Source organism: Bdellovibrio bacteriovorus, from assembly GCF_001592735.1.
Taxonomy (GTDB): Bacteria; Bdellovibrionota; Bdellovibrionia; order Bdellovibrionales; family Bdellovibrionaceae; genus Bdellovibrio; species Bdellovibrio bacteriovorus_D.
Window position 1 is genome coordinate 728,357 of sequence record NZ_LUKE01000001.1, and the last position, 20,554, is coordinate 748,910.

Annotated in this window: 22 protein-coding genes; 5 read left to right on the forward strand and 17 right to left on the reverse strand. The window is 45.8% G+C overall.

Features of this window, described 5'->3' with window-relative positions; all coding sequences use genetic code 11:
* Positions 1-40: 40 nt before the first annotated feature.
* On the reverse strand, positions 41-484 hold the full coding sequence (locus AZI86_RS03440) for a hypothetical protein (protein ID WP_061833694.1): 444 nt from the start codon (positions 482-484) through the stop codon (positions 41-43).
* Between the two features lie 135 nt (positions 485-619).
* On the opposite strand from AZI86_RS03440, the gene AZI86_RS03445 reads away from it, so the two are divergent.
* Positions 620-1,816 carry a lactonase family protein gene (locus AZI86_RS03445; RefSeq protein ID WP_081111768.1) on the forward strand — a complete coding sequence of 399 codons (1,197 nt, stop codon included), beginning with the start codon at positions 620-622 and terminating at the stop codon, positions 1,814-1,816.
* Positions 1,817-1,819: 3 nt separating this feature from the next.
* Here the strand turns inward: AZI86_RS03445 and AZI86_RS03450 are convergent, their stop codons facing one another.
* Positions 1,820-2,590 carry a DUF1266 domain-containing protein gene (locus AZI86_RS03450; protein ID WP_061833696.1) on the reverse strand — a complete coding sequence of 257 codons (771 nt, stop codon included), beginning with the start codon at positions 2,588-2,590 and terminating at the stop codon, positions 1,820-1,822.
* 86 nt (positions 2,591-2,676) lie between these two features.
* Between AZI86_RS03450 and AZI86_RS03455 the strand changes: the two genes are divergently transcribed.
* A complete protein-coding gene (locus tag AZI86_RS03455; protein ID WP_061833697.1) occupies positions 2,677-3,333 on the forward strand; it encodes a DUF4097 family beta strand repeat-containing protein in 657 nt (218 codons plus the stop codon).
* On the opposite strand, the gene aspS is transcribed toward AZI86_RS03455, so the two are convergent.
* A complete protein-coding gene (gene aspS, locus AZI86_RS03460) occupies positions 3,330-5,153 on the reverse strand; it encodes an aspartate--tRNA ligase (protein ID WP_061833698.1) in 1,824 nt (607 codons plus the stop codon). The genes AZI86_RS03455 and aspS overlap by 4 nt on opposite strands.
* A 173-nt stretch (positions 5,154-5,326) precedes the next feature.
* Here aspS and AZI86_RS03465 point away from each other — a divergent pair, with 173 nt between their 5' ends.
* On the forward strand, positions 5,327-5,632 hold the full coding sequence (locus tag AZI86_RS03465) for a polyhydroxyalkanoic acid system family protein (RefSeq protein WP_061833699.1): 306 nt from the start codon (positions 5,327-5,329) through the stop codon (positions 5,630-5,632).
* A gap of 9 nt (positions 5,633-5,641) precedes the next feature.
* Positions 5,642-6,757 (forward strand): sigma-70 family RNA polymerase sigma factor, encoded by a 1,116-nt coding sequence (locus tag AZI86_RS03470; RefSeq protein ID WP_061833700.1) that lies wholly within the window; start codon positions 5,642-5,644, stop codon positions 6,755-6,757.
* Here AZI86_RS03470 and AZI86_RS03475 read toward each other — a convergent pair.
* The 14 genes from AZI86_RS03475 to AZI86_RS03540 all read right to left on the reverse strand — a co-directional run bounded on the left by AZI86_RS03475 (position 6,754) and on the right by AZI86_RS03540 (position 18,998).
* Positions 6,754-7,287, reverse strand: a complete 534-nt coding sequence (locus AZI86_RS03475) for a type II toxin-antitoxin system RelE family toxin (protein WP_061833701.1) — start codon at positions 7,285-7,287, stop codon at positions 6,754-6,756. The genes AZI86_RS03470 and AZI86_RS03475 overlap by 4 nt on opposite strands.
* The gene (locus AZI86_RS03480) at positions 7,277-8,239 is read right to left on the reverse strand and encodes a hypothetical protein (RefSeq protein ID WP_061833702.1); all 963 of its coding nucleotides are present in this window, start codon (positions 8,237-8,239) and stop codon (positions 7,277-7,279) included. The genes AZI86_RS03475 and AZI86_RS03480 overlap by 11 nt, the downstream gene beginning before the upstream one ends.
* 5 nt (positions 8,240-8,244) lie before the next feature.
* Entirely contained in the window at positions 8,245-9,030 is a 786-nt protein-coding gene (locus AZI86_RS03485) for a FliA/WhiG family RNA polymerase sigma factor (RefSeq protein WP_061833703.1), read from the reverse strand.
* Between the two features lie 61 nt (positions 9,031-9,091).
* Positions 9,092-9,922, reverse strand: coding sequence for a MinD/ParA family protein (locus tag AZI86_RS03490; protein ID WP_061833704.1), 831 nt, complete (start codon positions 9,920-9,922; stop codon positions 9,092-9,094).
* Complete coding sequence (flhF, locus tag AZI86_RS03495; RefSeq protein WP_061833705.1) at positions 9,919-11,361, reverse strand: flagellar biosynthesis protein FlhF; 1,443 nt, start codon at positions 11,359-11,361, stop codon at positions 9,919-9,921. The genes AZI86_RS03490 and flhF overlap by 4 nt, the downstream gene beginning before the upstream one ends.
* Positions 11,351-13,450: a flagellar biosynthesis protein FlhA gene (gene flhA / locus AZI86_RS03500; protein WP_061833706.1), complete on the reverse strand. Its 2,100-nt coding sequence runs from the start codon at positions 13,448-13,450 to the stop codon at positions 11,351-11,353. The genes flhF and flhA overlap by 11 nt, the downstream gene beginning before the upstream one ends.
* Positions 13,450-14,511, reverse strand: a complete 1,062-nt coding sequence (flhB, locus tag AZI86_RS03505; RefSeq protein ID WP_061833707.1) for a flagellar biosynthesis protein FlhB — start codon at positions 14,509-14,511, stop codon at positions 13,450-13,452. The genes flhA and flhB overlap by 1 nt, the downstream gene beginning before the upstream one ends.
* Positions 14,512-14,540: 29 nt before the next feature.
* Positions 14,541-15,320 carry a flagellar biosynthetic protein FliR gene (gene fliR, locus AZI86_RS03510; RefSeq protein WP_061833708.1) on the reverse strand — a complete coding sequence of 260 codons (780 nt, stop codon included), beginning with the start codon at positions 15,318-15,320 and terminating at the stop codon, positions 14,541-14,543.
* Position 15,321: 1 nt separating this feature from the next.
* The gene (fliQ, locus tag AZI86_RS03515) at positions 15,322-15,594 is read right to left on the reverse strand and encodes a flagellar biosynthesis protein FliQ (RefSeq protein WP_061833709.1); all 273 of its coding nucleotides are present in this window, start codon (positions 15,592-15,594) and stop codon (positions 15,322-15,324) included.
* 9 nt (positions 15,595-15,603) lie between these two features.
* Positions 15,604-16,353, reverse strand: coding sequence for a flagellar type III secretion system pore protein FliP (gene fliP, locus AZI86_RS03520; RefSeq protein ID WP_061835039.1), 750 nt, complete (start codon positions 16,351-16,353; stop codon positions 15,604-15,606).
* Positions 16,354-16,361: 8 nt separating this feature from the next.
* Entirely contained in the window at positions 16,362-17,048 is a 687-nt protein-coding gene (locus AZI86_RS03525) for a FliO/MopB family protein (RefSeq protein ID WP_061833710.1), read from the reverse strand.
* An 11-nt stretch (positions 17,049-17,059) separates the two neighbouring features.
* Positions 17,060-17,440, reverse strand: a complete 381-nt coding sequence (gene fliN, locus AZI86_RS03530) for a flagellar motor switch protein FliN (RefSeq protein WP_061833711.1) — start codon at positions 17,438-17,440, stop codon at positions 17,060-17,062.
* Positions 17,441-17,453: 13 nt separating this feature from the next.
* A complete protein-coding gene (gene fliM / locus AZI86_RS03535) occupies positions 17,454-18,455 on the reverse strand; it encodes a flagellar motor switch protein FliM (RefSeq protein WP_061833712.1) in 1,002 nt (333 codons plus the stop codon).
* Between the two features lie 9 nt (positions 18,456-18,464).
* Entirely contained in the window at positions 18,465-18,998 is a 534-nt protein-coding gene (locus AZI86_RS03540; RefSeq protein WP_061833713.1) for a flagellar basal body-associated FliL family protein, read from the reverse strand.
* A gap of 239 nt (positions 18,999-19,237) precedes the next feature.
* Here AZI86_RS03540 and AZI86_RS03545 point away from each other — a divergent pair, with 239 nt between their 5' ends.
* On the forward strand, positions 19,238-20,551 hold the full coding sequence (locus AZI86_RS03545) for a flavin monoamine oxidase family protein (protein WP_061833714.1): 1,314 nt from the start codon (positions 19,238-19,240) through the stop codon (positions 20,549-20,551).
* The last annotated feature ends 3 nt before the right edge of the window (positions 20,552-20,554 follow it).

Here is a 20,554-nt window from a genome sequence, read left to right on the forward strand (position 1 = left end):
CCCTCATCAATTTGAGTTCACGCGGAAATAAGTCAAGACCTTAGACTGCATTATTGTCTGAGATCTCTTTTAAAGGAGCCTGAGTGGGTTTTAGCTCTTTTTCGACAAAGAATAGACCATCTAAGTCGTTGGTCGACTTCAAGGTCTCTTCAGACTTCGTCATGCCGCCGTCCACGCGAGCTTCGGTTTTAGGGTTTGAGAAGAACTTTTTATTTAGCTCGTCCACCACTTTCAACTTTTTAGCTTCTGTTGGATTCTTATAAACAGGCGCATCCGGGGTTGCGATCTCCGCCGGGCCTTCTAAGGCCGTCGCTGCTTTTTTGAATTCTTCAAGCTGCTTGCTAAAAGCCACTCGATCGCCCAATGAATTTTTTCCCATCGGACGACCTAAAGCAGGTGCTCCAGGGCGAGCGGGTTGAGAGACGCTCACGTCCGCAATTTGCGTTCGTGCACTTGCTGGGATAATGCCGCTGATCTTTTCCATTCCACACCTCCGTGTGTGTTGGTATTTGAAAGCCATCCATGGCCGTCCAAAGATGTATCGGAATAATACGATTCAACTTGAGATGCTTTCGGTTTTTCTGGGTGTAAGTCCAGTAAAACGGGTACCCTAAAACTAATGAAACTTCAGATCCTGGCATGGACCGCAATGGCGGGTCTTTCTCTATTTGCATTTCAAAACTGCGGCGGCGGGTTTGAAGCCATTCCTGGTACGACACTCTCTTCATCTCTTGGGAATTCTGATCTAAGCAACGAAACTTCCAATCCGTCCCCTGCACCCGTACGCACCACGTTTTTCTTTGGCCGCTCTGCCGGCATTGATGGTATCGAGCTCAACTCGCAAACAAGTCAGGTCACTGAACTTGGCAGCAGCGTTTTTCAAGGCAGTCATGTTGGATGGTTCGGGTTTGATGAGAGCACGAAAACTCTGCTAGCGGCCGAAGAGGGAACTAGTCGGCGTCTGCAGACTTATACCTATAATACAAATTCACAAACTTTAACCAGCCGAGATCTATTTGCCATTGCGGCTTCAACGGTGCATTTAACTCTGCTTAAAACTGTTCAAGAGGTTTTTCTATTTGGGTCTTCTTATGACCAAGGACGTTTAGATTCATATAAGTTAAACAACGACTTAACCACGATCGAAAATGCTCAGAATATTTCTTTCGGCTCCTCCGCCAAGGCCCATTCCAGCGCCTTTGATCCGCGCCGTAATTTATTATTTGTGGCGACGTTGGGTTTAAATAGAATCTCGATATATCGATTTGATCGTATTAACGGTCTTACGGCTGCGGGGCAAGTCACCGTCAATGCGCCCAGGACTGTCGTTTACGACTCCACCTATGACAAACTTTATGTAGCGACCGAGGCGAGTTCTGGCAACAGCGCTATTTACGCCTATGCCATCATTGAAAATAATGGCAGCTATTCGTTGAGCAATGTGGGTTCAGTTTCAATGCCGTTGCGAGGGGCCGATTTAAAAGTCAATCACGCGTTTGGGTATGTAATGGCTACGGCTCGACAAAGTGGACAAGAAGCTATTTGGGGAATGCCGGTCACCGAGCAAGGTGTTCAGGATCATTTACGCCCGAACTTTAGCATTCCTATTTCACAAGTTGAACCACGATCCTTAGAACTTTCCGCGGACGGACGCTTTGCGATTGTTGCTATGAATTCGTCGGGAAGCGCAAATGTTCTGGTATACGCCTTAAACTTTACAAACGACAAAAGCTTTCTTTCAAGTCAGATTATATGGTCAAAGCGATTTGGAAACTATGGGATCGTTTCCTCTATCGCGATACCCGCAAATCAATAAGCCTTAGTTCCACTCAAAAAATTGCCAAGGACTTGCGGGATGACCTAAAAGGCGTTCACAAATCGTTTTAACTGCCGGATCATCACTGCCTGACCAGAAGGTGCGGCCGATAAGAAAGCTTTGCGCGAATTCCATCCAGTTGCCGAAATGACCTTCGGTGATAGGTGCCAGCTTTAAAATCTCAGCCCAGGTTTCGTTGTCATCTAAATAGCCTGCGATAAAAGACAGACGGGCTAAATGCACGTAGCGAGCGGCATCCCACGCCAAGATGCCAGAGTCTTTAAGATATTTGTGAGTTCGCTGCATCCAGTGAGCGAGCTTCTGATAATCTTCATCACCCATTTGCATGTCCTGGCTTTCTTCAAGATCAAAGCTGAAAACCTTTTTGAACTTTTCTAACGCCGACGGGTCAATCTCTCCTTCCGCAGAAATACAAGATCTTAATACATTGAATTTGGTGCGATGGCCTTGGGTACGAATATTTTCTAAGGCGCTTAATGCGGATTTTTGATCTTTGACTCCCCAGAACTCCTCAAGGATGCCAATGCAATCCCCTTTTATCTGGGGGCCATAATTCATATCTAGCCGGAAAAAATATTCCCCGATTTCATTAATAACGTGTTCTTTGGCGTCATCAGTAAGCTCTTTGCCTTCTTCCAAATCAGACCCGACAACTTGAAACACCTCATCAAGAACTTGATTTTCCTCGACAAAAGCGGCACCCAAGCACATCAACTTCTTTTCCAAGTTTGTTTCTGGCAAAATTCGCTGCATAGGGTCTCCCTTTTTTATATTCAATTACTTTTCAGCCCCACAATCAATGATATATGTTCTTAGGGACCGCCGTACTTTAGGATCGCATGTTAAAAAAAATCTTTCTTACATTCATCGCACTTTTTTTCATACTTTTTGGATCTTTGATCTTGATGATGGGCTATGTCTTTAACAATCCTGAAAAAGTCTTCACGGCTTTTAGCTCGATGACCGAAAAATTCATGGACGCTCAAGACTATGAAGAGCACGAAGAGTTCTTTATCCAAGGCATTGAAACACTGAAGATTTCGACGCAAGCCGTGGATTTGAATGTGCAGACTTATGAAGGGTCTTCGCTAAAAATTTCACTGCACGGCAAAGTCCCTCGCTTTGATTCTGGGCCTTATATTTTACAGACGCCGGAACAGAACGGACTTCTTGTGGAATTATACGAGCCCCAAGCCAGTCAATGGATTCAGTTTAATGTAAATGGACAAGAATATACCAAGGAGTCAGATTCACGCCTGCAGGCGGATATTTACGTTCCGCAGTCCTATAAAAAGACCTTAAATATTTCTAGCAAGGACGGCTCCGTCACGTTGAAATTACCCGAAACCGCAATTTACGAAACCGATCTAAAATCGGCCTCAGGTGAAATCACCAACGAACTTAAAGAAAAACCCACTTCCAACATTAATCCGCAGGAAGTGGGCCGAATTGAAGTCTCTACTGACAAGGGATCTATTACCCTTCAGCCGCTTTAGGCTTGTTGGTTCTTTTTAAGATCCTCTAGATTTTTTTCGGCCACCGCACTTAAACGCACGCCGACTTCGGTCAACTGATCACGATTCACTTCACTTGGGCAGTCTGCCATCAAGTCTGAAGCTTTCGCCGTTTTCGGGAAAGCGATCACTTCACGAATCGCATCTGTTCCACAAAGAAGCATAACCAGACGGTCCATACCCCAAGCAATACCCCCGTGCGGAGGTGCGCCGTACTTCAAGGCATCTAACAAGAATCCAAACTTCGCTTGCTGTTCTTCAGGGCCCATTCCTAAAAGACGGAACATGGCTTGTTGAAGTTCACTGCGATAGATACGGATACTTCCGCCACCCATTTCATAACCGTTACAAACCAAGTCGTAGGCTTTCGCCAGCATTTGGCCGTAAGAAGATTCTTTGCCGTCGATAAGATCTTGCTGAAACTCATCTTTCGGTGTCGTAAACGGATGGTGACGAGACACCCAACGCTTTTCATCTGGAGAATACTCAAACGCCGGGAAGTCGACGACCCACAAGAATTTATCTTTGCTGGTGTCGATCAGGTTTAATTCTTTTCCAAGATGTAAACGCAAAGTTGAAAGAGCAGCACAAGCTGGATCAAAATCATCGGCAATAACAAGAGCACAGTCCCCGCTTGTGGCCCCAACAGCTTTAAAGATCTCGCCCAATTTTTCTGGACTAAAGAATTTAGAAACTGGCGACGTAAACGAGCCGTCGGCTTCAGATTTGATCCAAACCAACCCCTTAGCTCCGGCGCGCTTCGCGATATCGGTGAGCTTATCGAACTGTCCGCGGGAATAGCTCCCGCCCTTAGGAACAGCAATACCTCTGACGATTCCTGCACGGGCTATCACATCATCAAAAACTTTAAATCCTGAACCCGTTACGATGGATTTAAGATCTTTGATCTCCATCCCGAAACGCGTGTCCGGTTTATCAATGCCGTATCTGTCCATGGCTTCTTGATAAGACATGCGCGGGATAGGCCCCACTTCAACGCCTTTGATCTCTTTCCAGATCATGCGAAGCATTTTTTCATTCACTTCCATGATGTCTTCTTGATCGATGAAAGACATCTCCATGTCGATCTGCGAAAACTCTGGCTGGCGGTCCGCACGCAAATCTTCGTCACGGAAGCAACGCGCGATTTGGAAATAACGGTCATAACCAGAAACCATCAATAGCTGCTTTAAAATCTGAGGTGACTGTGGAAGGGCATAAAAAGTCCCTTGATTCACACGCGAAGGAACCAAATAGTCACGCGCGCCTTCGGGCGTTGATTTAAATAAGATCGGCGTTTCAACCTCAAGGAAGCCGTTGTCCGACAAAAACTTACGCACCAGCTGCGCCACTTTGTGACGAGTGATCAAGTGATTTGTCAAACGTGGCGAACGCAAGTCCAAATAGCGATACTTCAATCGCAAAGTTTCATTAACGTTTTCGTCATCAACCTGGAATGGTGGAACCGCCGCTTCATTTAAAACTTCGCAGCGCAAGGCTTCGATTTCAATTTCGCCGGTCGCAATTTTAGAGTTCTTCATTCCATCCGGACGCGCACGCACGATGCCCTCAACGGCGATGACAAATTCTCCACGCAAGTTTTTGGCCGACGAAGTTTCAGCTTTGCTGGGATCAAGAACAACTTGGACGATCCCTTCGCGGTCACGAAGATCGATGAAAACTAAGCTTCCGTGATCTCGGCGAACATCCACCCATCCCATAAGGACGACTTTTTGTCCCGCCGCAGAGGCGTTTAGTTTTCCGCAATAGTGTGTTCTTTTGAGCTCTTTCACAAATTTCATGGATTTTCCTACCGAGTTAAAGGCAGGCTCTAGACTGTCATATTGCGACAAAACAGTCAAAAAGCATCTTCTTATGATTTCCATAAGGACCAGACGAGGGAACTTCCCTAAACAAATTCGTGACCGTCGTGACACGGATGATATAATCAAGCCTTGTTAGAAAGGACTTACACATGCCTAAATTTACGATTGATCATCAAAGCAACCATAACGCCGAAGAAGCTTACAAAAAGATTAAAGAGTTCCTTGAAACCGATCAGGATATTCGACGCTTCGACCCAAAGCTTCAATGCTCTTTTGACGATAAATCTAAGTCCGCAGCGATGAAGGGCTCCCAATTTAAAGCGGATATGGCTATTGCCAGCGCTGGCGCAGGCAGTAAAGTCTCTGTCACGGTGGATCTGCCGTTGATGCTGACTCCGTTCAAGGGTAAAGTTCAAGAAACTTTGCAAAAAAAACTGGCGAAGTATTTAGGCTAAGCTGATCTCATGGCAAAAAAAACCACCTCTAAAACTACAAAAACATCGGTTAAAAAGCCGGTAGCTAATTCGGTAGCAAAGAAGCCCGTTGAAAAAAAGGCTTCTGGTGGTGCTGTGCCTAAAGTTAAGCCTAAAAGCGTAGTGGCGGAAATCGTTGAGGCTTCACATCCTGAAGAAATCAATCCCTCTGTCGAAGCTGACAAAGCCTATGCCGTCAGCTCCGAGGAACTCGAAATCGATGATTCACCCGTCGAGGAATCCAAGGCTTTAGCTGTCAGCGATACCAACAAAAGTATCGCCTCGACCGATCCTCTAGCCATGTACTTAAACGAAATTCGCCGCTATAAAGTTTTAAGTCGCGAAGAAGAAATGGCGTTGGCCAAAAAATATTTTGAATCCAAAGATCCGCACGCCGCGGAAGCCCTGGTCAAATCCAACTTGCGCTTCGTCGTAAAGGTGGCCGCAGATTATTCGAAATTCGGAGCTAAGATGATCGACCTTATCCAAGAAGGTAATGTCGGGCTGATGCATGCAGTTCGCGAATTTAATCCTTACAAAGGAGCACGCTTAATCACTTACGCCGTCTGGTGGATTCGTGGTTATATACAAGAGTATCTTATGCGCCAGTATTCCATGGTGCGTATTGGAACAACTCAGAATCAGCGCAAATTATTTTATCAACTACAAAAAGAAAAAGACGCTTTAGATGCCATGGGTATCGAGCCCAACGCCGCCCTTATCAGCAGTCGTTTGGGTATTCCCGAAGATGAAGTGCGCGATATGGCCATGCGTATGTCAGGCCGTGATGTCAGCCTAGATCGTCCCGTGGATGACGAAGGCACAACAAGTCTTGGTGATTTGCAAAAAAGTCGCGATGATGAGCCTTTGGATGAAAATCTCGCACGCTTAGAGCAGCTGGAAATATTAAGAGAGAAAATTGAAGAGATTCGGCCTGAACTTTCAGAGCGCGAACTGATCATCTTGGATGAGCGCATCTTGAATGACGATCCATTGACGTTGCAAGAGATCGGCGAAAAACACGGGATTACTCGCGAAGCCGTTCGTCAGATGGAAGCGCGCGTTCTTAAAAAAATCAAAGCCAAGATGGATGAAGCGGCTGATTAGTTGCCGTGAATTTGACCTTTGTTAACCCGTCGAATGCTGAACTCTGTATCCGTCATATCAAATAAAACTCGATAACCATCATTGAGTCTTACGCTATAGGCGTGCTCGCCGAATTGGGTCAGTCTTTCAAAGTGATAGCGACCGGGGTTGTTGCGGACTTCCGAGACGCCGCCGGGTTTGATCATAGACGCCGTAAATTCGTCAACTTTAGCACGCAAATTCGGGGGCAAATGCGCGATTTCTTTTTCCGCCTTGCGATCAACTTTTAAAGACAAAGATTTCGCCGGGGATTTACTAGTAACTCCTTGAGCGGCATTACCCTCACCAGATTCTTGGTGCCCATACTTTCTTAAAAGATCACTGACAGCCTTGGGATCTTCCGTAGAAGGAAGTTTTGAGTACTCTTCCCAAAAAGCGGCGTTGTTAGCTATCTTGGGATCTTTTAGCGCTGCTTCAAGAGCACATTCACGCGCTTGAAGCGTCCCGGAAAAACTAAGAATAAAGAAAAGAACTAAAAACTTAAAGCGCACAGCTCATCGCCTCTCGTGCCAAGACAGAGCCATCAGGGATTTTTAATCCCTTGTTTCTTAACTCCAATCCCTGCACAACGGTCTTTAAGCCCGCTTTGATCTTTAATAATAATGACGGCAAGAGCTTTGCTAAACCTGCTAATGCCCCTGCACCCACCAATCCCTGGGCCGCATCGCCAAGGACTTGGCCGGCGATGGTACAGGCGATAGCCGCTTTTTCTTCACTTGGAAGACTTTGGAAAGCCGCAAAGGCTTCCTTAAGTTCCGAATTTATATTCATCACAAAGTTTTTAAGTTCCACGAAGGACTGCTTGGTTTCTGCCCACAGTTTTCCGGGTTCGGTAGCCAATCGCTTAAAAAAACTTAAGGTCGAACTGACACTGCCCGTAAATCCACTGAGGGCATCTGTTCCGCACTTTCCGATCGCTCTTAAAATAGAATCCGATTCTAAAGAGTCCGCAGTTTTACCCACACGATTCTGTGGACCAGTCATGCAGGTCACGGCATGAGCTTGCGGCAAGAGCCAACTGAACTTCGCCGATACATCTGAGGATGTGATCCAGGGTTTTGCAGCCTCTTTAAATTCACCCTTCGTCATATCCATACCCATAAGCATGTAATAAGTTTCTTCCACTTTAAAATGCAGAACTTGAACGCCTAAGCCCTCATCAGTGATGACTTTACCTAGCATCGTATCCGGAACTTGCAATCCTGACTTTAAAATCATGCTAGATTGCCATTGATGAGAAACAAAGGCCCGATCAAACGTAAATCCTGCCGTCGTTAGATTAAGGTCACTGATTGAGTGAAACCCATTGGCCGAAAGCATTTGGCTAATTTTATAGATTTGCAGCGACGAGGGGTTTAATAAAGAAGCCTGGTCGATCTTGTATTCAAAAGACCAGGCAGTAAAGCTAAGAAAGGTGGAAACGTACAATACTAGGAACTTCATCGGTATTAAGCGACTTCAAGTTCCCCTGCTCCAATGGTTGCTGCCAATTTCGCGCGAAGGCGAGTGACCGCTTGAGCATGAAGCTGTGATACACGGGACTCTGTCACGCGAAGAACTTGACCGATCTCTTTAAGATTGAGGTCCTCGTAGTAATACAATGAAAGCACCAAACGTTGTCGCTCAGGTAATTCTTCAATGGCTTGCGCGACAACTTCTTTGATGTTTTTAACGTTCAATTGATTGAACGGAGAGTTCGTGCGTGAACCTTCCAAGATATCCATGATGGATTTTTTGTCCGTGTTACTGAACGACGTCGCCTGATCGATGGGCAGCAAGCTCACCGGGCGCACTTGATTTACCAGATCATGAAATTCATCAATCGAGACATTCAATGCTTTAGCCACTTCTTCATCCGTTGGTGTACGGCCCAAATCGGCTTCTAATTGCACCATGGTTTTATCCAGAAGCTTAGCTTTATCACGGATCGAACGTGGTACCCAGTCTTGAGCACGTAATTCATCCAAGATCGCTCCGCGGATACGGAACTCAGCATAAGTTTTAAATTTATTATCACGAGAAGAATCGTATTTCTCGATAGCGTCCATCAAACCGATGACACCGGCAGAGATCAAATCATCCAACTCAATATTCGACGGCAAACGCACGGCGATTTTCTGAGCGATAAATTTAATTAACGGCGCATATTCGCGGATCAGATCATCCTTCTGATTCGTAGCTATCTTACGTGGCTCTTCCTTGTACTTTTTCAACAACGCCGCATTTTTACTCATCAAAATTTCCCTCTTAAAACAATGTTAGCAAACAGGCTATCGAGCTGAAAGTCCAATTCTCCTAAGCAAATCCAACGACCTGATCCCAGAACATCTGCATTCCGCCTTGGGACTCGATGTGCTTGGAAGTCTTATCGATTTGCATGGAGATCTGACGAATGGCTTTCGCCGATTCCGCTCCCGGTTCATGTCTTGAAATGAGACGCTGATTTTGTGTTGCTTTTTTCAAAACAACGTCATTGGGTACCGAGCCCCAGTAGTCCAGACCAATGTATAGAAACTTATTCACCACATCGTTAAATCGTTGGTACAAGCCTAAACCCTCTTGTTCATCGCGCACTTGATTGCAGATGATCGAGAAGTGATTCACTTTGTGGGTTTTATTTAGAACTTTAATTAAAGCATAAGCATCCGCAAAACTAGATGGATCCGGGGTGATCACCACCGACACTGTTTGCGCGGCGGAGTTCAGAAACAGGACGTTTTCTGCAATTCCAGGCGCAGTATCAATCAACAAGAAATCAAATCCCAATGGCAAGCTGCTGACCGCTTCAACCATCGCTCTTCGTTCGAAGTTATTCATGTGATTGAACTCAACCACTCCGCTGCCACCCGGGATTAAGAAGACGTCTTTTGCGACTTCCAATAGGATGTCTTTCATCTCTTTACGACCAGCTAAAATGTCGTGAATATTTCCGTTGGTTTTAACCCCAAACATAATATCCACATTGGCCATTCCCAGGTCGCCATCTAAAATCAGCACTTTCTTGCCTTTTTGGGCGAGGTTCAAAGCAAGGTTTGATACCAATGTCGTCTTACCGACCCCTCCCTTACCGGAAGTGATGCTAATAGTGCGTGTGCGATACATCTCAAAAGAATTCAATCTTCTCATATGGCTTCAGAATCCTGTTGCTTAAATTGAGTGATCTTAAAAATTAAATCTAATAAACGCTCTTTGGTCGCATACTCGAAGTCTTCCGGCACGCGTGGACCTATACCGAACGAGTGCAATGGAATGTCAAAACGCTTCATAAAGTTGTAAATGGTCCCGTGCTGAGTCGATTCATCAAGCCCCGTAAAGATCGCATCTTTGTAGCCTAGCACGGAATAACGACGACCTAGTTCTGTCGCATCGGCGTCTTTGGCATTGGTTGAAAGTACCAAATGAATATTTGGGTTTAACGCTGCCGGTGGAAGCAAGCTCTTTAGCATATGAATTTCTTCATTGTTTTTCAAAGACAAGCCTGTGTAGTCAACCAGAACGGCGTCGACATTGGCAAGATAGCGCATCAAGTTTGTCCAATCTTGCTGTGAACGAATCACCGAAAACGGGACGTTCAAAATTTGCGCGTAAATCTTCATTTGGTCAGCCGCGCCCACCTTAAAGGTGTCCGTCGTAAAAAGCGCGATACGCTTGCCTTCACGAACAACCATTTGGCTGGCCATTTTGATCAAAGCCGAGGTTTTACCACTGCCCGCCGGCCCGACGAAGCAATGAATTTTTCCGTGCGTCGGGTTTTGTACTATTTTGGTGTTATCCAAAACGTGACGAGCCACCCATGCTTCTACTAAGGATTTATTTTTCAATTTCAATGCCGGCAAAGTTTCTTGTGCCGTCGTCAAGAATTCCGCCGCAATTTCCGGCGCCATACCCGCTTTCGTCAATTTTTCATAAACAAAGCTTAGGTCATAGTTAATACCGTAATCTGCGCCGGGGTGAGAGCCCATGAAAGATTGCGGCATCGTTTGGAATTGTGAGATTACTTGCTTCAAGCTCGCGATTTCACTTCTTAAAGCCAGAACTTCTTCATTTTCACCCACCGGAGCACGATGAACTTTCGCCGCAACCGGAGTCGGAGCTTTTTTTGAAACGGCCGCTGGCTGCGCCCCGAAAGTGTCTTGAGCTTGGAATGCATTCAAGGCTCTCTGAGCGGCAGTACGCACGCGCTCTTCGGCGACTTGTTTCTGACGAGCTTGTTCGGCTTCGTCTTCGATATCGATATAGCGACGTTGCGTGATGGAGGTTGTGGCACTTTGCGCTTTATGCACATGCTTATCCACCATCTTCTGGATCAACTCTTTTTGTTGACGCGCCGGAATCTGTTTAAATTTTTGCAGGTCTTGTTCGCGTAATTTGCTTTCGGCGAATTTCTTTTTTTGCAAAGTCTCTTCCGAGACGGCCGCTGTGATTTCCACGCTGCCTTCGCCGACTAAGCCATAACTTTTATTATTGTCGCGAGCCGACAAGATAATCGCATCCGGCCCAAGTTGGGTTTTCACCATCTCTAAAGCCTCTTTCATTGTACGTGCTTCAAACTTCTTAACCTGCATGGCTCATCTCCACAAGTGCTACCGCCTGTACGTCCGCATCTGAACTCAACTCGTTATGCGAAAGGACAACCAATTGAGGAATAAAACGGGACGTTAATTTATATAAATGGCGACGTGACGTCGGGCTGGTCAGCAAGATCGGCTGACTAGCAACTTCCGGGTGGTTTTCCACGGTACGGGCAATTTCGTTAATCAAACGATGGGCCGTCGTGGGATCCATCACCAACTGAACTCCTTGTTCTGTTTGCAACAACGAGTTCGCGATCAATTCCTCAATATGAGGATGTAATGTCATAACAGGGATATTACCCATTTCGGTTGTGTACTTCGCCGTGATACCACGAGCCAGTCCGCGACGAACTTGTTCCGTCAACGCTTCGACGTCCTTGGTGCGCGGAGCTTCGTCAGCCAATGTTTCAAAGATCGTCAATAGATCACGGATAGAAACTTGTTCCTTAAGAAGGCTTTGCATAACTCGCACCACAGATCCCAAGGGCAGAAGATCTGGGATAAGCTCTTCGACCACTTTCGGGTGAGATTTTTTGAAGTTTTCAATTAACGTCGAAGCCTCTTGGCGACCTAACAATTCATGGGCATGTGAACGAACGATCTCTGTCAAATGCGTCGCCATGACTGTTGGCAAGTCCACCACCGTGTAACCCGCAAGTTCTGCATCTTCTTTACGTGACGGAGAAATCCAGATCGCATCCAAACCAAATGCCGGTTCTTTGGTTGCAATACCGTCGATTCTTTCAGAGACGTTCCCTGGATCCATTGCCAACAGCGAATCAGAACGCAACGTCCCCCCGCCCACACGATTTCCTTTGATCATCACGCGGTATTCACCCGGCGCCAATTGCAAGTTGTCGCGGATGTGGATACTTGGAACTACGATTCCCAGATCCAAAGCAAACTGCTTACGGATACTGACGATACGCTCAAGCAAGTCACCGCTTTGATCAGATTCAACGATATTGATAAGTCCGTAACCAACTTCCAATTCAACCATATCAAGTGGAAGCATCGTTTCGATGTTTTCTTTTTTTGGTGCGGCCAATGCTGTTTCAGAAGCCTTTTTCTCATCCGCAGCTTTTTCCGCACGCGCTTTATTAATAATCCAAGCCGTTCCGCACAACACCGCCCCCATGAAAAGAAATGGAATTGTCGGTAACCCTGGAACTAAACCCATCAGGATCAAAACGCCGCCCGAGATCATGACTGCGCGAGGTTTAACAAAAAGTTGTCCCGTGACTTCTTCACCCACGTCTTTGTCTGAATTTGAAGTACGAGTCACGATGATACCGGCCGCGGTAGAGATCACTAGAGCCGGAATCTGCGCTAATAAACCATCACCGATCGTCAACATCGTATAGTACTTAGCGGCCGTGCTCATATCCAAACCTTTTTGGATTACACCGATCGCCAAACCACCCAAGATATTGATCATCGTAATAATAATACCGGCAATAGCGTCACCACGAACGAATTTCGAGGCACCATCCATAGCTCCGTAAAAGTCTGCTTCGCCTTCGATTTGCTTACGGCGTTTACGAGCTTCCGCTTCTGTGATGTGACCCGAGTTCAATTCGGCATCAATCGACATTTGCTTACCAGGCATCGCATCCAAGGTGAAACGAGCTGCCACTTCCGCCACGCGGCCAGAACCTTTTGTGATAACCATGAAGTTAATGACCATCAAGATGATGAACATTACAAAACCGATCACATAGTTTCCGCCGACAACGAAGTTCGCAAAAGATGCGATAACTTCGCCGGCAGCTCTTTCCCCCTCATGCCCATGTGTCAGAATTAAACGTGTCGTTGCCACGTTCAAAGAAAGCCGGAACAAAGTTGTCATCAAAAGTAGAGACGGGAAAGATGTAAAATCAAGAGCACGGTCCGTATAAATACTAACCAAAAGGATCAAAATGCTTAGAGCCAAAGAAAATGTTAACGAAATGTCCAACATGATCGGCGGAAGTGGAATGATCATGACCGCTAAAACTGAAAGCAATCCAAAAGCGATCAGAAGATCTGTATTCTTCGTCAGCTTATCGAATCTTTTCATGAACTGAAAAACTTGATCCATTATCTTTTCTTCCTACGCAAACGGTAAACATATGAAAGCACTTCCGCCACCGCGACAAAGAGCTCTCGAGGAATAACTTGTCCAATTTTTAAAGTTTTAAAGATCGTTCGTGCCAGTGGTTTATTTTCCACGATCGGAATGTTGTTTTCACGAGCGATTTCTTTGATTTTCTCTGCAATCAAATCCGCACCCATCGCGACGATTTGTGGAGCCGGAAGATTGTCAGAATATTTTAATACTACGGCAATATGAGTGGGATTGGTGATCACCACGTCAGCAGTGGGAACGTCGGCCATCATACGCTTACTTGCCATTTCGCGCTGAATACGGCGAATGCGAGACTTGATCATCGGATCACCCTCGCGTTGCTTATGTTCTTCTTTGACCTCTTGTTTGGTCATCATCATTTTCTTCTCTAGATCCCATCTTTGATAGAAATAATCTGCTCCGGCAATCACGAGCATCACGCCGCCGACCCCTCCTAAGAGCTTCACCACCACCGTGCCTAAGTACACGATGATTTGTTCAATCGAGAACGTAATCATGTAGGGAATTTTTGCGACTTCGCCGCGCAATAGGAAATAAAGTACGATTCCCACTGCCCCCATTTTCAAAATTGATTTCAAGGCTTCAACGACAGCTCTTAAGCTGAAGATGCGCTTGAAACCTTCCACCGGGCTGAGCTTTTCAAAGTTCGGCGAAAGCGCGTCTTCCACTTGTAAGAAACCCACTTGCATGATTGATGAAGCCACACCAAGCACACCCGCAATTCCCAAAACAGGTGCCATCAGAATACCAGCTTTTCCGGCACAAAATGTTAAAGCTTCCATGAAGTTTCCTTCACGAACCATCTGGACCATGTCTTGACCAAAGGAGTACTGAAATACTTCAAAGATATGCTGAAAAAAGAACCGGCCCAAAGCATAGATGCCACCGGCCGATGCTAATAGCACCACCGCAGATCCCAACTCTTTGGTATGGGCCACGTTGCCGCGCTTACGGAATTCTTCCCGCCTCGCGTCCGTCGCCTGTTCTGTCTTTTCGCCGTTCTCTTCTGACACTTAAGTTCCTTCCTAGAACTCGGGCCCCGCTATAACGCTTTCATCACTTGAAATAATTTATCTGCAGTGAGTTCCGCGATACCAGTCATCTCTGCAATTAGTAATGGCAAACATAAAAATACCACCGCCATGCCCAGCATGATGGTAACCGGCATACTTGTAACCAGGACGTTGATCTGGGGCACTGCTCGACCCAAGATACCCATTGCTAAATTGGCTAAAAAGATAGTGACAAGGACGGGCGCACACATCTTGATCGCCATCAACATCACCGTTTGTCCATACACGGCCATCTCTGCAAAAGCCCCTGTTTTTAAAGCCAAAGAACTTACCGGAACCAACTCGTAACTCTGCGCGATTCCGCTTAGAAGCATATGATGCCCATTGATTGCTAAGAAAATTAAAGTACCAAGAGTTGAATAGAATTGATCGATGGTATTACCGTGAGTCCCCATCATTGGATTGTAAAGTTGAGCAGAGCTCAAACCCACAGAAAGCGCCACCAAATCCCCTGTCATTGTGACAGCAAAGAAGAACAGACGGGTTAAAAATCCCAACGAAAGTCCTACAATCAATTCCCGAGCCGCTAAGCTTATGATTTCACCCGAAATCAATGAATAATCGACATTCCCCGTACGCACGGTGGGGAATAAAACCACCGCCATTACGATGGACAATAAAACTTTTACCGGAGTATTAATCGATGGAGAGCCAAAGATCGCCGACGAAACCACAAAGGCGATCATGCGCAGAAGCACCAGCGCGAACAAAAGAATTTGTGCTTCAGTCATGGCATTCCAGTTAATCACTTTACTCCCTAACCATCACGGCAATGTTTTCAAACAGATTCACGGTATATGAGCTCATCACATCCATCATCCATGGCCCTGCTAAAACGAAAACCAACGCGACCACGATCATTTTTGGAATGAACGTCAAAGTCGCCTCATTGATCTGAGTCAAAGCTTGAAAAATACTAACCGCTAAGCCGACCACCAGGGTGCTGATCAATAGCGGTGCGGCTAACATAGCCGTTGTTCTTAAAGCGTCTTGTCCTAAACGGATCACTAATTCGTCAGTCATTTATCACCTCTAGCCGAAACTCTTAACCATAGAGCCGATTAAAAGACCCCAGCCATCAACTAATACAAAAAGCATAATTTTAAACGGAAGCGAGATCACCACTGGCGGAAGCATCATCATACCCATCGCCATCAAAACGCTGGATGCCACGATATCGATCACCAAGAATGGAAGGAAAATAATAAAACCAATAATGAATGACGTCTTAAGTTCAGAAACCACAAACGCCGGAACCAAAACCATCGTTGGCACATCCGCACGTGTTTTTGGAGTTCCAACTTTAGAAAGCTTCACGAACAACGCCAAATCAGATTCGCGTGTTTGGCTGAACATGAATTTACGCAAAGGAGCGAGTGTATTTTCTAAGGCAACTTCTTGTGAAATCGTTCCTTTAAGATAAGGCTGAATGCCTTTTTCATTCATCTCATTAAATGCCGGTTGCATCACAAAGAAAGTCAGGAATAAAGCCAAACCCACCAACAATTGATTCGGCGGCATTTGCTGTACGCCCATGGCTTGGCGCAAAAAGGAAAGAACGATGATGATACGGGTAAAACCCGTCATCATGATCAAGATCGCCGGCGCCAAAGTTAGCACCGTCATAACTAAAATCAATTTGACGGCGGCCACCACATCATTAGGGTTGTCCGTCGTCTTAAAGCCCAGATTTAATTGCGGCAAAGTTACTTGCGCGAAGGCATTAGAACTTGCCAACAAAATCAGAGGAAGAAGCAAAAGACTCCAAAGAGTCCAATTCATTTTTCTCACTAAAGAGACCTCATACCCTTAAGGCGTTTAGAAACAATGTCTTTAATACCGCTAATTGCAAATTCTTCGTCTGCATCCAGCTCATTGGCCGCCGCCGAACGTTTATTCGCTTTAGGCTTCTGAACTTCTTGTTCTTCGTCTTCTTGAATATCCATCCCACCAAGAACACGACCAAAGTTACGGGGTGCCTCCTCAGGAACTTCGTCATCCATCAACGATAAATTCTTGATCATCGAAATATTATGATCCGTGACACCAATAAGAATGGACTCACCCGCCACACGGATGATCGCCAAGCTTTTCTTTGGGCCCAAGTAATGCTGTTGCAAAACTTTGATTTGCGTTTGGTGCTTTGCTGATTGCGGGACTTTGTACTTTCTTAAGAAGAAAAAAGCACCAACACCCACCAAACCTAAAATTGAAATCGTGAAGAGAATACGGAAAACGCTGCTCTCTTCACCGGCTGCTTTTTTGGGGCCATCCAAATTCAAAGGAATTTCTGACTCTTTACGATTGTCCTTTGCCGGTGGCAAGGTAGGGGACGCTTGCTCAGCCACGGCAGAGGCTTCAGTATTATCAACGGCGGTCAATCCCACAGAAGCTTCGTCGGCATTGGTTACCGCTGCTTCTTGCGAAAAAGCCGAAGAGCAGGAAATCACGAATAAGATGGATAACAACCAGCGCATCTAAGGACCTCTTACTTTAATTGTTCCACACGCTCAGCGGGTGAAATGATGTCAGTTAAACGAACACCGAATTTTTCATTGACGACCACGGCTTCACCGCGAGCAATCAACTTATCATTGACGTAAACTTCCATGGGCTCACCAGCCAGTTTATTCAATTCAATGACACTCCCTTGAGTCAGATTCAAAAGCTCACTCACCGGCATTTTGGTACGACCCAATTCAACGGAAACTTTTAAAGGAATATCTAAGATCATTCCCAGGTTGCGGTCTTGATGGGCCGGGAGGGCTGCGGATTTTTTCGCCGCACTACCGCCACCGCCGCCTTCAGCCGCGCCCGAAGCTTCCGCAACGAGTTGGTCTGCCAAATTATCTAAAGTATCGTCACCCATTAATGTCTCCCCCCTACTTTTGCACCGGACGAGTCACTTGGACTGCCACAGTTCCATGATGTATGCCGTAGTAACCTTTAAATTTCTTAACGCCTTCAATATTCACATCAAGTTCGCCCGAAGCGTCCTGATCTAACGGAATGACGTCCCCGACTTTCAAACTCATCATATCGCGCAGTTTGATTTCGGTTTCGCCCAGATTGATTTTGATTTCTAAATCTGTTTCTAAAAGCTGTTCTTGAATGATCGCCGTCCAAAGTTTTTTGTCGGTTTGATCCGTTTCAACTTGGAAACCTGTTTGTAGTTTTTGTTTGATCGGCTCGATTGTCGCATAAGGAATAACAATTGAAATTGTTCCCGTCGCATTTTCAAGCTCAACGTCGAACGTTGAGGCGATAACAACGTCAGTTGGCGGCACGATACCGACGAACTGAGGATTCACCTCGGTACGCACAAATGAACAACCAATTTTTTCAATCGAAGCCCAAGCGGCTTCAAGATCGTTGATCGCGAGGCCCACAACTTTTTGTACGATAGAAAGTTCGATCGGCGTAAAATCCTTCCCGTCAATTTTAGTGTAAGGACGATCCGCGCCACCGAAGAAACTATCAACCAAGGCGTAGGCTAATTTACTTTCAATAACGAAAAGAGCCGAACCACGCAAGTTACCGAAGCGCAAAACCGACATGCACGTGGGCATCGGTAAAGTGTTGATAAATTCTCCGAATTTTAAAAATTCAGTCGAGGTCAGCGTGATCGAAGCGATCTTACGAAGAGCCGAGGACAATGATACGCGGAATGCACGCATGAATTTTTCGTAGATAACTTCAAGCTGTGGCAAGCGACCGCGAATGATACGATCTTGACTGGTCAAATCGTAAGACACGATCTTACGGTCTTCAACTTTACCTACGGATTGTGACTCTGCCTTGGGAGCATCCGAGGAAGCAACATCACCGTCGGAAACCGCCGCTAAGAGAGCATCAACTTCGCTTTGGGACAGAACTTGATTCATAACCCTGCCTTAGTTGTAGATAAACTCTGTGAAGAACACGTTTGAAATCTTCCCTTGAACCAGGAAAGAATTAATAGTGTCTTTAATTTCATTTCTTAAATTATCTTTGCCTTCACGCGTATCCACTTGCTCCTGAGTTTTAGAAGACAAGATGATAATAATGATATCGCGAATTTGCGGTTTACGCTTCTCGATCTCATCTAATACATGCTCGCCCTGGACCTCAAGCTCCATGCTGACACTTGCCACTTTACGGCCTTTAGAACCGGCCAAATTGACAATGAATTTTTCTAAGGGAACGACCTTCCCCATGACTTCTTTTTCTTCCGTGGCTTCATGATGTTGAGCCGCGGCTTCACCTTTGATGACTTGTTCGATTTTAGGTTCGGCGGCTTCTTTCTTCTTGCCCGAATAGAGCATGAACCCAACACCTGCTACGACGAGCATATTGATCACCGCTAACGCGATCAAAAGTATAGGCTTTTGTCCAGATCCACCACTTGGCGCTGCTGCTTCCGGTGCTGCTGCTTCTTTCTCCGCCACTATTCATCCTCCATGATGAAGAACCACAGATTGGTCCTTACAAAATTGAAAGCAACAGCAATGCCAACAGGACCTCCGTCGAGCGTCAAAGTCTGCGGTCCAACATATTTGAGCTCAGGCAATTTTTGCCGACCCCGCAAACATTTGCCGGGTAGAATTTCTCTGACAGTAGTCAAACTTTTGGCATTGGGATTTGACTCCCACTTAAAAAAAACCCGACGATAAGCGAGGAGAATCCAATGAAATCCTCACACTGTTTTGACGTCGTGATCGTCGGCGCCGGAGCTTCAGGTTTGTCATGCGCCGCCCATTTACTAAAGCAAAATGTCGACCTGATGGTCCTGGAGGCAAGGCCCCGCATTGGAGGCCGGGTTTTCACTCAAGGCTCACCTCACCCTTCCATTCCCATTGAGTTAGGGGCGGAGTTCATTCATGCAGCCTCACCTCTTGTTTTGGATCTTTTAAAGAAGACGGGCCACGATTTTTATGATGCTCAGTTTGAACAGCTCTTTTTGAAAAACGGAAAGCTGATTGAGCAAAAAGATTTCTGGGACCGATTTGAAAAAGTATTAGCCTTGCCGGACAGTGAACGAAAGACCGACCGTTCGATGGCAGATTTTTTAAAGGCTCATAAAGCCATCCCGAAAGACATGCGAGATCTTTTAATTGGATACATTGAAGGCTTTCAAGCCGCCGACATAAATCTGATTGGTGAAAAGGCGTTCGCGGAATCCGAGAAAGATAAACGCGATCTGAATGGCAATAACGATTTTCGTATTGTGGGTGGCTACTGCGATGTTCTCCAGGGACTTATGCAGAATTCACTTAAGAAAAAGATCGCTCTTGAACATCCTGTTACTCAAATTAATTGGAATAAAAAACAGATAGAGATCATCTGCACTCTTCCGTCGGGACGGCGTCGTCATATTCACGCAAAACAAGTCGTGCTGGCAGTGCCACTAGCCGTCTTGCAGGGGCAGCATAAAAAATCACAGATTGAGTTTAAACCGGAAATCCCCGAACTTCTTCCGGCACTTTCACATCTGCACGTCGGTCATGTGCAAAGACTGGTGTTTATTTTTAAAACCCGCTTTTGGGAAAACCTCTCCGAAAAAAATCCGGTGTGCTTTTTAAGAGCGCCCCATAACATGTATTTTTCCACGTGGTGGACTTTAAGCCCCTTACGTGCTCCTTACCTGATCGCTTGGCAGGGAGGACCCATGGCGCAAGAACTTTCGAACATGTCGGACAACGCCCGTATCGAAAAAGCGCTGCAAACCTTGTCAAAAATCACCAATAGATCCTTGGCTTTCTTAAAAAAAGAAGTGTCCTCCGTTCATCAACACAACTGGTCTAAAGATCCCTACGCCATGGGCGCTTACACTTACACCGGCATAGAAAACCAAGATTATAAACCTAAAACGTATCCGCATTTTCATGGCTTCTTATGGCTGACCGGAGAAGCCTTTGCCAAAGCGGATGGCCAAGGCACTGTGCATGGAGCTTTAGAGCATGGTTTTGAAATCGCACAAAAGATTTTACAAGCACTTTAGAAA